The sequence below is a fragment of the Gemmatimonadaceae bacterium genome (genome assembly GCA_019637445.1).
Lineage (GTDB): Bacteria > Gemmatimonadota > Gemmatimonadetes > Gemmatimonadales > Gemmatimonadaceae > Pseudogemmatithrix.
On the sequence record JAHBVS010000002.1, the window covers coordinates 198,221 to 212,849 of the forward strand.

The 14,629-nt window shown below is 65.2% G+C and carries 11 protein-coding genes; 10 read left to right on the top strand and 1 reads right to left on the bottom strand.

The features are described 5' to 3' along the window. Positions 1-111: 111 nt before the first annotated feature. The 4 genes from KF709_11100 to KF709_11115 all read left to right on the top strand — a co-directional run bounded on the left by KF709_11100 (position 112) and on the right by KF709_11115 (position 7,338). Positions 112-1,050, top strand: a complete 939-nt coding sequence (locus tag KF709_11100) for an IS110 family transposase (protein MBX3174951.1) — start codon at positions 112-114, stop codon at positions 1,048-1,050. A gap of 505 nt (positions 1,051-1,555) precedes the next feature. Beyond that, entirely contained in the window at positions 1,556-4,060 is a 2,505-nt protein-coding gene (locus tag KF709_11105; GenBank protein ID MBX3174952.1) for a vitamin B12-dependent ribonucleotide reductase, read from the top strand. Positions 4,061-4,204: 144 nt separating this feature from the next. Continuing rightward, positions 4,205-5,221 (top strand): DNA cytosine methyltransferase, encoded by a 1,017-nt coding sequence (locus KF709_11110; protein ID MBX3174953.1) that lies wholly within the window; start codon positions 4,205-4,207, stop codon positions 5,219-5,221. Between the two features lie 5 nt (positions 5,222-5,226). Continuing rightward, positions 5,227-7,338, top strand: coding sequence for an ATP-binding protein (locus tag KF709_11115; GenBank protein MBX3174954.1), 2,112 nt, complete (start codon positions 5,227-5,229; stop codon positions 7,336-7,338). Positions 7,339-7,478: 140 nt separating this feature from the next. Here KF709_11115 and KF709_11120 read toward each other — a convergent pair whose 3' ends face one another. Next, the gene (locus KF709_11120; protein ID MBX3174955.1) at positions 7,479-8,738 is read right to left on the bottom strand and encodes a hypothetical protein; all 1,260 of its coding nucleotides are present in this window, start codon (positions 8,736-8,738) and stop codon (positions 7,479-7,481) included. A 71-nt stretch (positions 8,739-8,809) separates the two neighbouring features. On the opposite strand from KF709_11120, the gene dcm reads away from it, so the two are divergent. From dcm to KF709_11150, 6 genes are all read left to right on the top strand, one after another. Further along, positions 8,810-10,075: a DNA (cytosine-5-)-methyltransferase gene (dcm, locus tag KF709_11125; protein ID MBX3174956.1), complete on the top strand. Its 1,266-nt coding sequence runs from the start codon at positions 8,810-8,812 to the stop codon at positions 10,073-10,075. Positions 10,076-10,082: 7 nt separating this feature from the next. Continuing rightward, complete coding sequence (locus KF709_11130; GenBank protein MBX3174957.1) at positions 10,083-10,319, top strand: hypothetical protein; 237 nt, start codon at positions 10,083-10,085, stop codon at positions 10,317-10,319. A 28-nt stretch (positions 10,320-10,347) separates the two neighbouring features. Further along, positions 10,348-10,776 (top strand): DNA mismatch endonuclease Vsr, encoded by a 429-nt coding sequence (gene vsr / locus KF709_11135; protein ID MBX3174958.1) that lies wholly within the window; start codon positions 10,348-10,350, stop codon positions 10,774-10,776. A gap of 170 nt (positions 10,777-10,946) precedes the next feature. Continuing rightward, entirely contained in the window at positions 10,947-11,444 is a 498-nt protein-coding gene (locus tag KF709_11140; GenBank protein ID MBX3174959.1) for a carboxypeptidase regulatory-like domain-containing protein, read from the top strand. 118 nt (positions 11,445-11,562) lie between these two features. Then, complete coding sequence (locus KF709_11145; protein MBX3174960.1) at positions 11,563-12,420, top strand: serine/threonine-protein phosphatase; 858 nt, start codon at positions 11,563-11,565, stop codon at positions 12,418-12,420. A gap of 103 nt (positions 12,421-12,523) precedes the next feature. After that, on the top strand, positions 12,524-14,449 hold the full coding sequence (locus KF709_11150; protein MBX3174961.1) for a pyrroloquinoline quinone-dependent dehydrogenase: 1,926 nt from the start codon (positions 12,524-12,526) through the stop codon (positions 14,447-14,449). Positions 14,450-14,629 lie beyond the last annotated feature (180 nt).

A 14,629-nucleotide genomic window follows, 5' to 3' on the forward strand; every position in this document is an offset into this window, starting at 1 on the left:
CAGAGTGGGGGCGCCGTCGAACCGATCGCGGGAAGCCCGAACAGCCGCTGGGGCCTGGAGCCCGCATGGCGCAAGACCGGGCGCGCGCGATCCCCACGCGGCGAGGGCACGATGGCGTATGTCGGGATCGATGTGAGCTCCACGGCGCTCGACGGGGCGACGGACGGCGGCGTGACGTGGGCTGAGGCGAACGACGCGGCGGGCATCGCCGCGACGGTGGCGCGGCTCGCGGCCCTCGGGCCGGCGCTGGTCGTGCTGGAGGCGACGGGCGCCTACCACGGGCGCGTGACGAGCGCGCTCGTGGCGGCGGGGCTGCCGGTGGCGGTCGTGAACCCGCGGCAGGTGCGGCGCTTCGCGGAGAGCGTGGGCCAGCTGGCGAAGACGGACCGGCTGGACGCGGCGCTGCTCGCGCGCTTCGCGGCGGCGGTCAAGCCCGAGCCGCGGCCCCTGCCGGACGCGGCGACGCAGGAGCTCGGCGCGCTGGTGCTGCGGCGGCAGCAGCTGGTCGAGATGCTGACGATGGAGCAGAACCGGCTCACGGTGGCGCGGCGCAGCGTGCTCCCGAGCGTGAAGCAGACCATCCGCGCGCTCAAGCGGGCGCTCGATGCGCTGGAGGACGAGACGGACCGCTGGATCCAGGACTCGCCGGCGTGGCGGGCGAAGGAGGACCTGCTGCGCTCGGTGCCCGGCATCGGGCCGCAGACGGCGCGGCTGCTCATCGCGCGGCTCGGCGAGCTGGGCGCGCTCTCGGGGAAGGAGATCGCCGCGCTGGTCGGCGTGGCGCCCTTCGCGCAGGAGTCGGGGCGCTGGCGCGGCCAACGGCGGATCCGCGGCGGACGTGCGGACGTGCGCACCGGGCTGTACATGGCGGCGCTGACCGCCGCGCACAAGAACCCGGTGCTCAGCGCCCACTACCAGCGGCTGGTCGCCGCCGGCAAGCCGAAGAAGGTCGCGCTCACCGCCTGCCTCCGGCACCTGCTCGTCATCGTCAACGCCATGGTCAGAACGAACACGCGGTGGCAGGCGTCCGTGACGCCCACCACCGCTTGAACTTCAACACAGCCACTCTGTGGCATCCACACCGAACCGTCCCAACACATATCCATCCGTTACACGCACTGAAGTTGCGAATCCAAGAATCACGAAGTCGAACTAGTGCCTCGAAGCAAGCCCTAGCATTGCCGGATCAATCGGGATACGTTCCTCCCCCCTGCGAAAATGCCCCGAAAATCGCCACAGGGACTGCAGTCGTAAGTCATTGCTGTGTAAACATTTGAGTGATCATCACGAGAGGGTGTTTCCGTGTCGTGTCGCTGTCGTCAAAGTGGTCGGGTGAAGCGACAGTGGAAACCGCGTGGATAATTCCGAAGGCGTGACCGTTTCGTGATTGCTTGCTCGTAAGTGCTTGTCAGTGAAGGCGTTCCAAAGTTCTTGCGCGGAATCTCGTGTGCGGTAGCTTGGACGCCCTCAACCCCTGAGCCGGACAGTCCGCGTATCGGACATTGCCGGAACCCCTCAGGTTCGGCCCCATACCTTTCTGTTGGAGAAGTACGAAATGCCCCTCCCCGCGAATCCTCCCGCCACGCCGGCCACGCTCTCGCAGAACGCCCGCACCGTTCTCGAGAAGCGCTACCTGGTCAAGGACAAGTCCGGCAAGTCGGTGGAGACGCCAGAAGACATGTTCTGGCGCGTCGCGACGACGATCGCGGAGGCCGACCGCAAGTACGGGGCGACCGACAAGCAGATCGAGAAGACCGCCAATCAGTTCTATGAACTGATGACGCAGCGGCGCTTCGAGCCGAACTCGCCGACCCTGATGAACGCCGGCCGCCCGCTCGGCCAGCTCTCGGCCTGCTTCGTGCTGCCCGTCGACGACGCGCTGTCCAACGGCCACAGCGGCATCTACGACACGCTGCGCTCGATGGCGCTCATCCACCAGTCGGGTGGCGGCACGGGCTTCTCGTTCTCGCGTCTGCGGGCGCGCGGATCGATGGTGCGCTCCACCACCGGCGTTGCCAGCGGCCCCATCTCCTTCATGCAGCTCTATGACGCGTCCACGGACGCCGTCAAGCAGGGCGGCACGCGCCGCGGCGCCAACATGGGCATCCTGCGCGTCGACCACCCCGACGTGATGGAGTTCATCACCTGCAAGGAAGACCTGACGAAGATCACGAACTTCAACATCTCCGTCGCGGTCACCACGAAGTTCATGGAGGCGCTGAAGGCCGGCGGCTCCTATGACCTCATCGATCCCATCAGCAAGAAGGTGACGGGCCAGCTCGACGCGAAGATGGTCTGGGACAAGATGATCGACGGTGCCTGGCGCACCGGCGAGCCCGGCGTGTTCTTCATCGACGAGGCCAACAAGTACAACCCGGTGCCGCACCTCGGCGCCTACGAAGCCACGAACCCCTGCGGCGAGCAGCCGCTGCTCGCGTACGACGTCTGCAACCTCGGCTCGATCAACGTCGGGTTCTACGTCGAGAACGGGAAGATGGACTGGAAGGCCTTCGCCAAGGACATCCACCTCTCGACGCGCTTCCTCGACAACGTCATCGACGCCAACAAGTACCCGCTGCCGGAGATCGACGCGCTCAGCAAGCGCATCCGCCGCATCGGCCTCGGCGTGATGGGTTTCGCCGACGCGCTCATCCGTCTCGGCATCGTCTATGACTCCCCGGAAGGCGTGGAGTTCGGCCGCAAGGTCATGGAGTTCGTCGACGTCGAGGCCAAGAAGGCCTCGCAGCAGCTGGCCGAGGAGCGCGGTGCGTTCCCCGAGTGGGCGCAGTCGATCTGGGGTCCCGATGCTACGGCTGCGCGTGACGAGGCGGGCAACCGCATCCGTCCCGAGCAGAAGCTCCGCAACTGCAACGTCACCACCGTCGCGCCCACGGGCACGATTTCCATCATCGCCGGTTGCTCGTCGGGCCTCGAGCCGCTCTTCGCCGTGGCCTTCATGCGCAACCAGGCCGGCGTGATGATGCCCGACGTGAACGAGGACTTCGTCGCCATCGCCAAGAAGGAAGGCTGGTACTCCGACGCGCTGATGGAGCGCATCGCCAAGACCGGCTCGGTGATTCAGCCGGAAGTACCGGCCAAGTGGCAGCAGGTCTTCGCCACGGCCAATAACATCGCGCCCGAGTGGCACATCAAGATGCAGGGCGCCTTCCAGCTCCACTGCGACTCGGCCATCTCCAAGACCACCAACTTCGCACACACCGCGACGAAGGAAGACGTCCGCGCCATCTACGAGCAGGCCTACGAGATGAAGTGCAAGGGCGTCACGGTCTACCGCGACGGCTCGCGCGATGGCCAGGTGCTCTCGACTGGTGCAACCGCCGAGGCCGCGGCCAAGCGTGATGGGAAGGCGGATGACGCCGCCGCGCGTCAGGAGCTCGCCGACCTCAACGAGCGCATCGGTGAGTTGAGCGCCGCCAACGATCGCCTGCAGAAGCTGCTGTTCGATGCTGAAGCCGAGAATCTCCAGCGCCGCCAGAAGCGCTCGCGCCCGGACGTCCTCAAGTCCACGGCCATCCGCAAGGAGACGCCGCTGGGCACGATGTTCGTGCACATCACTGAGGACGATAAGGGTCAGCCCTTCGAGGTCTTCATCAACCTCGGTAAGGCGGGTGGCTCGGCCATGGCTGACGCCGAGGCGATGGGGCGCCTCGTGTCACTCGCGCTGCGCTCGGGGATTCCGATCCAGCAGGTGCACCGTCAGCTGCGCGGCATCTCGTCGGATCGCGCCGTGGGCCTGGGCCCGAACAAGGTGCTCTCGGTGCCGGACGCGATCGGTCTCGCGCTCGAGGACTGGATGCGCTCCAAGCAGGGCGTGCAGCAGGAGCTGCTCACGACGACGGCCGAGCAGCAGATCCCGGCTGCTCCCGCGCCTGCGCCCAAGGCTGCGCCAGTGTCGGCGGCCGGTGGGATGCAGATGCAGTTCGAGGCGGTGAACAGCGGGGATGCGTTCATCGGGACCTGCCCCGACTGCGGGTCGCAGCTGGAGTTCGCTGAGGGCTGCGTGAAGTGCCACGTCTGTGGGTTCAGCGAGTGCGGCTGAGGTAGATTCGCGGCCTAGGGCGATCAACGGCGGGCCGGTCCTCGGGGACCGGTCCGCCTTCGTGTTGGGCTTGCGCGACCTCGCACCTGCATGCACTCTGACTGCGCACAGCCAGCCAACAAGCCCACTGCCCTCGGGATCGCGATGCAGACTTTGAAGGCTGTTGATCTGTTCGCCGGCGCCGGGGGCGCGACAGCGGGACTACGCGGAGCCGGCTTCCAGGTAGTCTACGCCGTAGACTCTGACGCCGAAGCGGCGGCGTCGTACTGCGCAAATCATGCTGGAACGCAAGTTGAAGTAGCTGACATCCGCGAGCTAAGCCCATGCTCAGTTCGCGATGCGCTTTACCTTGCTCCAGGGGAACTCGCGCTTCTGAAGACCTGTCCACCGTGTCAGCCGTACTCCAGCCTAAGCAGGAGCAAGGACAGAAGACTTGGCTCAGAGCTAGTTCGGTCGACAGTGGAGTGGGTCGACGCGTTCGAACCTACCTCCGTCATGTTTGAAAACGTCCCAGGGGTCGCGACGTCCAATGGCTTCAAGGACTTGGTTAAAGGACTCCGTGCTCGTGAGTACGACGTGGATTGGCGGGTGCTGAACGCCGCTCAGTTCGGCGTCCCCCAGAAGCGGCGTCGACTAATCCTCGTCGCCCTAAAGGGTCATAGCGATGGACTGGGAGAAGACTTCTGGACGCCCGTCGCGCAGCGTGTTCGGAGCGCGGCAGCGATTCTGAGGGGCATGCTGAAGCTCGAAGGCCAGGATGAACTCTTGGATCGCCCTCGAAAGCTCTCGGCGATGGTACAACGGCGCGTCAATCTAATCCCACAGAACGGATCGCGATTCGACTTGCCAAAGCACCTGCAGCTCAAGTGCCACCAGCGGCTGGACTCACGTTCCGCGGCTGAGGCTTATGGTCGCATTCGATCAACGGGACCCTGCGCCACCATCACCACCCGATGCACCACCGTTAGCTGTGGCCGATTCGTGCATCCGGATCGGAATCGAGGGCTCACTCTTCGCGAGGCTGCGGTTCTTCAGTCGTTTCCCCCTACCTACAAGTTCGTGGGTTCTCACGGAACGATTGAGCGGCAGATCGGGAACGCCGTCCCAGCGAAGCTCGTGGAAGTCGTGGCCGGCCGTCTGGCGCACCTACTCAAAGGCTGACTCTCGTGAATTCGCCTCTCCTGCTTCGCTTTAGCCACAACGTCGTAGAGCATCTCGGTCTCAAGCTGTATCAGAATCGACCGACCAGGGTCATCGCCGAACTCGTTTCGAACTCGTGGGACGCGGATGCTGAGTCAGTGCGAATCAATCTTTCCAGCGACTCGGGCAAGGAATGGATTGCTGTTCATGATTCGGGTGTCGGAATGAGCCGTGACGACCTCGCGAGGCAGTATCTGGTCGTCGGCCTGCCGAAGCGTAGAAGTGCCAGCGAGCGGAGTAGAGGCGGAAGGCCTTTAATGGGACGGAAAGGCATCGGAAAGCTCGCACCGTTTGGGATTGCACGCACAGTTGATGTCGTGACGCGGCCGAAGGGATCGAAGCAGCGTCCAGGCTTGGCTACTTGGCTGAGGTTCCGCCTCCCAGATCTACTAGGAAAAGGTGAAGGGCAGGTAGAGTATCCTCCCGAGGTTATTGTCGACGCGGCATGGCCACTGTCGATTCCGCCTCGCACCGATGACACAGGACAGGTCCAGCAATGGGCCGATAGTCTCGGGAAGGCCGGATCTGGAACACTTGTGCTGATGACCGATTTGAGTCTCGCGCGCGCGATTCCCGAGGCCGCACTATTGAGTTCGCTCGGCGAGCGATTCACCGTCGCGCTCGACCGGGGTTTCGTGGTTCACGTGAACCAGAAGAAGGCTACAGTTGAGACATCGCTGCCGAGACTCGAGTTCCGCGTTCCGCCGGTTGGCGTAGAAGCCGTCCATGTGGGTGGACGCGAGGTGCGCGCGTGGGCCGGATTCGCCGGCAAGGCGAGCTGGCCTCAGGATGCCGCTGGCGTCGGGGTCTACGCTCACGGAAAAATTGCACAGGATCGACCCTTCTTCTTTGGCGTCAAGGGCAAAGAGATCTGGACGCGCTACATGTACGCTGTAGTCGAGGCAGATTGGCTCGACGAGCTGCCTGAAGATCTCATTTCAACGGATCGCACCAGCGTGAACTGGGACTCGGCGGAGGTGCAGGATCTCTTCATCTGGGGTCAAGAAGCTGTCCGTCGCTGGATTGCGGACTTCGCAGAGTGGCGCGAGAAGGAGGAGAAGGGCCGCAACCGAGAGTTGGTGAAGGCAGCGGTCGAGTCAGGCGGAGCGGCCAAGGTCACGGACGCGGAGCAAGAGCAGATTGTCGAGCTTGTGAGTCGCATTACTCCGTCCTTTGGGGCTGACGAGGAAGGCAAGGAGCAACTTGTAGCGACGATTTCGGACGCGTGGGTGCAGAAGCCTATGCGCCGTTTGGTCAAGGACTTGTGGAGCTCGTTGGGCGCGTCAGGAAAGATGCCCCCGCAGGGCTTCACGGACCTAATTTCGCGGCTATCGACCGCGGCGGTGCCGGAGTCGCTGAACCTCGCGGTTGTCTTTGCTCAGCGTGCTTTCGCTCTCTCAAGGCTTCACGACTTCGTACATCATGGAGTCGAGACGGACTTGCAGAAGCTTATCACGCGGTTTCCTTGGATCGTAGAGCCTGACTTGGCGGTGTTGACAGCCAATGAGAGCCTGCGAACCGCATTGACGCGAGCGGAGGCGAGTGGTCAGGTGCCGACAGGTCGCAGGTCACTCGCGACAGTTCCGGATCAGAATCGTCCCGATTTCGTCTTCATGTCCAGTCCCGAGGAGAGACAGATCGTAATTGTCGAACTCAAGAATCCTCAAGAGGAGTTGACGATCGCGAACAGACAGCAATTGTCGGACTACATGGCTTGGTTCGAGCAGCATTACTCTAGCGCCAGTCTGAAGGGATTCCTGATCGGCAGCCGTCCTCAAGGATTCCAGACTCATGACGCGAGAATGGTTGCCGTCGAGTGGACAGAGGTATTGAGAGTCTCGCGCACACGCAACCTTGAACTGCTCGCAGCCATGATTCTCGCGACTGGCGGCTCTGGAGCCACGGACTCACGATTGGCCGACGCCATTGAACTGGGCGGCAAGGAGGCGCAGGAGATGCTTGCTCGGCTCTCTGCGGAACACGATGAGTTGCGAGAGCTGATGGAAGAGTTTGGTCCAGCCGGGTCGCCTGCTCCAACCCGGCGAGCGCGCAGAAGCGCAACTAAGCCGGAGGGCTGATTGCATGCGCGAGGTAAACCGCGTTAGCAACCAGTAGGGAGTACCAGCGCTGCACATCTTCGATTGGCCGCGAGTTGCCTTGAGGCACGGGAATGCGAGCAGTGCTGACCGTGGACATGCAACCGAGCACAGACTGACGATCAGCGCTCTTGGCGGTGTACGCTAAGGGGACCTTCAAGCAATTCGCGAACGGACACGAGTCGCGAGCCCAGTGAACTGGGGTAGCGCCGCGCGATCAGCTCCGGGACGCACAGGCTGACTCCGGACGCAAGCATCGCGTCGAGTGTCGGTTCCGTGACTGCGGCGTCGACTGTCAGGAGGTGTTTCTGCGGGATTCTCGCGGCTTCGTTGAGTACTTGGCGCCAGCGTTCCTTAACCGTGAACTTCGCCGCAAGATGGCGCAGGCTCGCCGTGGGATAACTGGTGTCCGCGTAGGCCTTCGCTCCGGGAAAGAGAAAGTCTGGCGTCTCGCCTTTCTCGGTCTTTGCCTGCGGCTCGAACTCGATTCGATGCGCGAGCAGAATCCGGGCGACGTGATTCTGAAGTGCCCCACCGGCCCTCGAGACGCGGCTCTGCCGCAACGTCATAGCGAAGGATCGAAACGCACCCACGTCGATCGCGTCACCGGAAGTCCTGAACCCGAGTTGCAGGCGCCGCTCGATGAGGCAATCCTCCCACTGGCGAAATGCGGCGGCTTCAGTCTCAATCCACCTAATTAGAGCGTGATCGGGATCGGCAATCGGGTCAACGTCGACAACGTGCTCGGCAACTAGGCTCGAGACATCATTGCCGGACGGCAGTCGGTCGGAATACATGTCAATGAGTCTTTCGGCCACTCTCGCAGCTTGACTCGCCTCCGCAGTCTGCTCGAGATCGGGCCGGCCGAGCCCCAGTCGCTCAAGCAAGGAAGCAGCAACAAAGTCTAGTGACTCGCCTTCTAGGAACCGCCTCACCTCTACGGCAGAAGTGGAGACCGGCCCCAGGTCGAATAGCGTCCGTAGTTGAAGCTCGGTTGACGAGCCTGCGCGAGCTAGGAGTACCGCTATCTCACCTTTCGGGCGAACGCCTATGACCATGAGGTCGCCGGCGGTCATTCGCGACTGAATCGCGCCCGCGCCCTTGGAGTAGTAGAGGCGCCACTCTGCCGATCGCGTGGTGTCCTTCGCCCGAGAGTCGTACCAGCTCACCGTTGCAGGAACCGTGATGGAGCGTTCTGCGTCGTCGTCCAGCACGACAAACGTTGCAGGAACATCCATCCGGGAGTCGGATCCGAGCAAAGCGCGCAGAGAAGCGACTCCTTGGAATTCATGTCCATGCGAGACTCTCGGGTCGACTTCGTGATCCGTGAGTCGCTTCCACGCGATGCCTATGAACTGACTCGTTAGCGACTTCCACTTCATGGAGACCTCAGGCGGCCGCATCGAGAATCGCAATATTGACGGCGGGAACAACAGAGGACATATTGTCCGCCATGTCTCCCACCGAAGAGAATCCGGCACTCCGCGCGGTGCACCACGCGCTGCGCTTCTGGACCCAAGCCGAACTCGCCGAACGCCTCGGCGTGCAGCCGCGGACCGTTCGGCGCTGGGTAGCTGGAGAGTCGACTCCAAAGTGGGGCGTGGTCCGCAGCATCGAGGATGAACTAGCACGCGACGAACGTCCGCGCCAGCCTGACTTCACCTTCATTGACCTGTTCGCCGGCATCGGTGGCCTCCGGAGGCCCTTCGAGGAGCTGAACGGCCGCTGTGTGTTCACTTCTGAATGGGACGCCCACGCCGCGAGAACCTACACGGCGAACTTTCCCGACGGGCACCAGCTCTGGGGCGACATCACGAAGAAGGACCCCAAGGAGGTTCCGGACCACGACTTGCTCCTCGCGGGGTTCCCCTGTCAGCCGTTCAGCCTGGCGGGGGTGTCGAAGAAGAACAGCCTAGGCCGGGCGCATGGGTTTCTCGACAAGACCCAAGGCACACTCTTCTTCAACATCGTCGAGATACTGAAGGCGAAGAAACCGAAGGCGTTCCTGCTGGAGAACGTGAAGAATCTTCAGGGGCACGACGGCGGGCGCACGTTCCAGGTCATCGTAGGGGCGCTGCGGGAGCTTGGGTACACAGTCGAGACCCGAGTTATCTCCGCAGCGTCTTGGGTGCCGCAGCGTCGGGAGCGTGTCTTTCTGGTTGGGTTCCGCAGGTCGCTGAACGTTGGCTTCGACTTTGAAGCCATCAAGCGGCCGCGGCATGCGCCGACTTTGGGCGACGTCGTCCTGCACAAGCACGACGAGACTCCGGAAGAGCCGTACACGACTCGCGTCAGGGGCCGCACGGTGGTCTCGGATCGCTACACGCTCAGCGACCACCTGTGGGGCTACCTGCAGGCGTACGCGGCGAAACATCGCGACAAGGGCAATGGATTCGGTTGTTCAGTCTTCGGACCGGACGACGTCGCCCGAACTCTGTCCGCCCGGTACCACAAGGATGGCAGCGAGATATTGATTCACCAAGAAGGAAAGAATCCCCGTCGGCTCACGCCGCGTGAGTGCGCGCGACTGATGGGGTTCGAGAAGCGGGAGGGGAAGCAAATGACCATCCCGGTCTCGGACACGCAGGCCTATCGGCAGTTCGGCAACTCGGTCGCGGTGCCCGTCGTACGGGCAATCGCCAAGGAGTTGGTCCCGCGACTGCTCCACCCAGAACGATTTGCGCCGACCGCTCCCGAACTGGAGCTGGCGGCAGGATAGCAGAACGATGCAGCACCGATTTGAACTTTCACTGGACGACCACGAGTTGGCGGACCTCCGTCGGGCCGCCGAGCGCGACGGCGTATCCCCCGAGCTTTGGGCGCGGCGTGTACTCGCCGGCGCGGCCGCAGAGGCGCGCTCGGAACGCCAGCGTGCCGCGCTGCAGGCGGCTGCAGCGCGTTCCGGACCACCCTCCGGCGATATCGACGAGATCCTGCGGGACATCGAGCGCGGCCGGCGGTAGCAGCGGGGTAGGGGCGTAGATTCCGACCATGCCCCGAGGCCGAGTCTCCGCCACCCGTAGCCGCATCATGGCCGCGATCCGCGGCAAGGACACCACGCCCGAGCTGATCGTCCGCCGCGCCATCCACTCCGCTGGCCTTCGCTTCCGCCTCCACCAGCGCGACCTCCCCGGCAGCCCCGACATCGTCCTCACGCGCATTCGCACGGTGGTCTTCGTGCACGGCTGTTTCTGGCACCATCACGACTGCGGCGGTCGCAGACGACAGTGGCCCAAGACCCGCGCCGCGTTCTGGCGCAACAAGATCGAGACAAACGTCGCTCGCGACCGCCGGGTGCGGACATTCCTACGCGCCGCCGGCTGGCACGTGCACGTGGTCTGGGAGTGTGAGCTGAAGCAGGGGCCGGTGCTCGCCCGCCTCGTACGAACGCTGCTGCGCCGACGCGACGCGGACGTGTAGCGCTCAGCAATGGGCGCCGAGAGGTCCCGCAGCCGCTCCACGCCGCCGGAACGCTAGATCAAGCCACAGGTGACAACGGTCGACCCTCAGGGGTAATGCAGTCGAGCCTCTGCGCTCCGCGAGCACCTGCCGGTGCCCGCCCCCCGAGACAGTCCAGACCCGAGATCCCTATGCGCACGCCTCGCCGCGCGCTGCTTGCAGTGCTTACCGCCGTCGCCATCACGGCCTGCCAGGATGCCACCGGCCCCGCCGAGCGCTCGCCGCTCGCCGGACTCGTCCTCGGCTCACCTCAGGACAGCAGCGGCAACCCCGTCACCCCGCCGACCGGCGAGCTGAGCCCGGGCTACTTCCGCGGCACGGTCCGCGGCCCGAACGCACCGGGCACCGGCGGTGACACGCTCGCCACCTCGCCGCGCATCGCCGGCGTGATCGTGCGCGCGTTTCCCCTGACCGCCAACACCACCGGTGGCATGCAGCTCGGTGAGATGGCCGGCCAGACCACCACGGACGCCCAGGGACAGTTCACCTTCCCGACGATTCCGGGCGGCGACTATGCGGTCACGTTCACGCCGCCGGCCGCATCGGGATACCAAGGCATCTGGGTGACGACTGCGGTCCACGCCACAAGCCACGATTTTCCGTGGTGGGTGACGCTGCCGAGATCGTAGGCCGCGAACCGGTCCGGACCCGCGCCGCGTCGTGCTAGCGAGCTGCGGGTCCCGGGGGTACGTTCGGGACCCACGCCCCCGCCGTGCCCATTTGGGCGAGCCAAAGCTGGAGGTCCGTATGGCCGACTTTCCGCCGGTTAGCCGCAAGCCCCGCGACGACGAGATCGACGTCTTCGGGATGACGCATCCCGGGCGCGTGCGCAAGAACAACCAGGACCACTACCTCCTGGCCTCGGTCTACAAGCGCCTGCAGATCAACGCCACCAGCCTGCCCGACACCGAAGCCTTTTCGGTGGGGGAAGACCGGGTGGCGTTCATTGCGATGGTGGCCGACGGCGTCGGCGGCGGGGTGGGTGGGGAAGAGGCCAGTGCCACCGCGCTGCAGTCGGCCCTGACCTACGTGAACGACTCGATGGCCTGCTATCTCGGGCGCGAGGACAATGAGTCGGGTTTCGCCGAGGCGCTGCAGCGCGCGGCGCTGAGCTCGCACGAGGCCATCCTGGCGCGTCGCGCCGCCACCGGTGCCACGGGCACGATGGCCACCACGCTGACGCTCTTCCTCGGCGTCTGGCCGCGCTACTACCTCCTGCAGCTCGGCGACTCCCGCTACTACCTGCTGCGCGAGGGCGTGCTCACGCAGGTGACGCGCGACCAGACCTTCGCGGAGTCGTTGATTGAAGTCGGCGCGATGACGCGCGAGGCGGCCAAGACGTCGAAGCTGGCGAACGTGCTCTCCAGCGCGCTCGGTTCGGACGAGAGCGTGCCCGTCGTCACGCCGATGAACGCCGACTGGCGCAACATCCATCTGCTCTGCAGCGACGGGCTCACGAAGCACGTGAGCGACGAGCGCATCACGGAGATCCTCGAGTCTGCGTCCACGGCCAAGGAATCGTGTGAGCGGCTGGTGCAGGCCGCGCTCGACGACGGCGGGACGGACAACATCACCGTCATCGTGGGACGCACGACGCCCAAGTAACGGCGTTGCGGTCGTCCGCGGCCTGCCGCACATTCTCAGCACTATGCTACGGGACGCGCCCCGGCGCGCACTTGTCGCCCTGTCGATCCTCGCAGGTGCCAGCGTGTCCGTCCAGGCGCAGACCGCCGCGCAGTGGCCGAACTACGGCCGTGATGCCGGCGGGTCGCGCTTCTCACCGCTCGCGCTGATCGATACGGCGAACGTCTCCGCGCTCACGGTCGCGTGGACCTTCCAGACCGGTGAGCTCGGGACACGCGTCGAGCGCGGCTCACCGCCATCGCTTGAGGTCACGCCCATCGTGGTGGATGGCGTGATGTATATCAGCACGCCGCTCGGGCGCGTCATTGCGCTGGACCCAGGCACAGGGGCTGTGCGCTGGCGCTACGACGCGCAAGTGAACATCAACGCCGGCTACGGCGACTTCACGAGTCGAGGCGTGTCCACGTATCTCGACCCGGCCGCCGCGCCGGGTGGCGCCTGTCGCCGCCGCATCTTCGTCGCCACCATCGATGCCCGCCTGATCGCGCTCGACGCACTCACGGGCGTGCCCTGCGAACGATTCGGTCGCGACGGGGAAGTCGACCTGCGCCGCCGTCTGCGCATCGCCCCCTTCGAGTTTCAGGCGTACCAGCAGACCTCGCCGCCGCTGGTGATCGGCGACCTGGTCGTGGTGGGCAGTTCGATTGCCGACAACTCGCGCGCAAACCCCGCGAGCGGCGAGGTGCGCGCCTTCGACGCCCGCACGGGCGCCTTGCGATGGACCTGGTACCCGATTCCGCAGGACGACGAGGCGATGCAGGAGCGGAGTTGGCGCGGCGGGTCGGCGCGGCGCACGGGCGGTGCGAACGCTTGGTCGGTGCTCGTCGCGGATGTGGCGCGCGGACTGATCTTCGTGCCCACCTCGAGCCCAGCGCCCGACTACTACGGTGGGCTTCGGCCCGGCGACAATCGCTACGCCAACTCCATCGTCGCGTTGCGCGCCCGCACGGGCGAGGTCGCCTGGCACTTCCAGACGGTGCATCACGATCTCTGGGACTACGACAACGCATCGCCGCCCGCGCTGGCGGAAGTCGTACGCGAGAATGGCGCGCGCGTGCCGGTGGTGCTGCAGGCGACCAAGACGGGAATGCTCTTCGTGCTGCATCGCGAGACTGGCGATGCGGTGTTTCCCGTCGAGGAGCGCCCGGTGCCGCCGAGCAGCATTTCCACCGAGGAGGCCTGGCCGACGCAGCCGTTTACCGTGCGAACGCCGCCGCTGTCGCCGCACCGGCGCACGGCAGCGGACGCCTGGGGCATCAACGAGGAGGACCGCAGCTTCTGCGAGAATGCGCTGCGCGCGCTCGATGGCGGCACGATCTTCTCGCCACCGAGCCGTCGCGGCACCTTGGTCACGCCGTCGAACATCGGCGGCGCGCACTGGGGCGGCGTGGCGGTTGACGCGCTCAATGACCTGGCCATCGTGCCCGTCAACGAGCTCATCGCCGACGTGCAGCTGATTCCCGATCGCGAGTTCGATGCCGACGCGGCGCGTGAGATCTCCTCGCGCACCGGCGACCAGTTCACGCGGATGCGCGGCACGGGCTACGTGATGCGCCGCAGCATCCTGCGCGCGCCAAGTGGGCTGCCCTGTTCGCCACCACCTTTTGGATCGCTGGTCGCGGTCAGCCTGCGCGACGGCAACATCGCCTGGAAGGTGCCGCTCGGCACGCTGCGCCTGCCGGACGGCAATCTGGGCCCCGCCGAGTGGGGTTCGCCGAATCTCGGTGGTGCGATTGTCACCGCGGGCGGCCTTGTGTTCATCGGCGCCTCGGCCGACCGTTCGTTCCGCGCCTTCGATTCGCGTAGCGGCCGCGAACTTTGGCGCGGCGACGTGCCCGCCGGCGCCAAGGCCACGCCGATGACCTACTCGCACGGCGGCAAGCAGTACGTCGTCATTGCTGCCGGCGGTGGCGGGTTTTGGGGCGAGGCCGACAGCATCGTCGCGTTCGCCCTGCCGGATTCGACGGCAATCACTCCGCCTTCGCCGTAGGATGGCACGGCGCGGCCCCCATATGGGGCCGCCACCGGAGTTGTGCCGCACGGACGCGCCGCGGGATCAGCCTCAAACTTCAGGAGGCGCCGCACTTCGTTCTTCGTCGCCGCGTCGGGTTCAACTCAGGGGTCCGCCGGGTATCTTTCCCACGTTGTCCCATTCTTCCCGGACCCCCGC

Bases quoted from the DNA above. Each gene is read 5' to 3' on its own strand.
- KF709_11145 (MBX3174960.1), top strand. From the start codon at position 11,563: ATGGCCGACTTTCCGCCGGTTAGCCGCAAGCCCCGCGACGACGAGATC.
- vsr (MBX3174958.1), top strand. From the start codon at position 10,348: ATGCCCCGAGGCCGAGTCTCCGCCACCCGTAGCCGCATCATGGCCGCG.
- KF709_11100 (MBX3174951.1), top strand. From the start codon at position 112: ATGGCGTATGTCGGGATCGATGTGAGCTCCACGGCGCTCGACGGGGCG.
- KF709_11105 (MBX3174952.1), top strand. From the start codon at position 1,556: ATGCCCCTCCCCGCGAATCCTCCCGCCACGCCGGCCACGCTCTCGCAG.
- KF709_11140 (MBX3174959.1), top strand. From the start codon at position 10,947: ATGCGCACGCCTCGCCGCGCGCTGCTTGCAGTGCTTACCGCCGTCGCC.
- KF709_11110 (MBX3174953.1), top strand. From the start codon at position 4,205: ATGCAGACTTTGAAGGCTGTTGATCTGTTCGCCGGCGCCGGGGGCGCG.
- KF709_11120 (MBX3174955.1), bottom strand. From the start codon at position 8,738: ATGAAGTGGAAGTCGCTAACGAGTCAGTTCATAGGCATCGCGTGGAAG.
- dcm (MBX3174956.1), top strand. From the start codon at position 8,810: ATGTCTCCCACCGAAGAGAATCCGGCACTCCGCGCGGTGCACCACGCG.
- KF709_11130 (MBX3174957.1), top strand. From the start codon at position 10,083: ATGCAGCACCGATTTGAACTTTCACTGGACGACCACGAGTTGGCGGAC.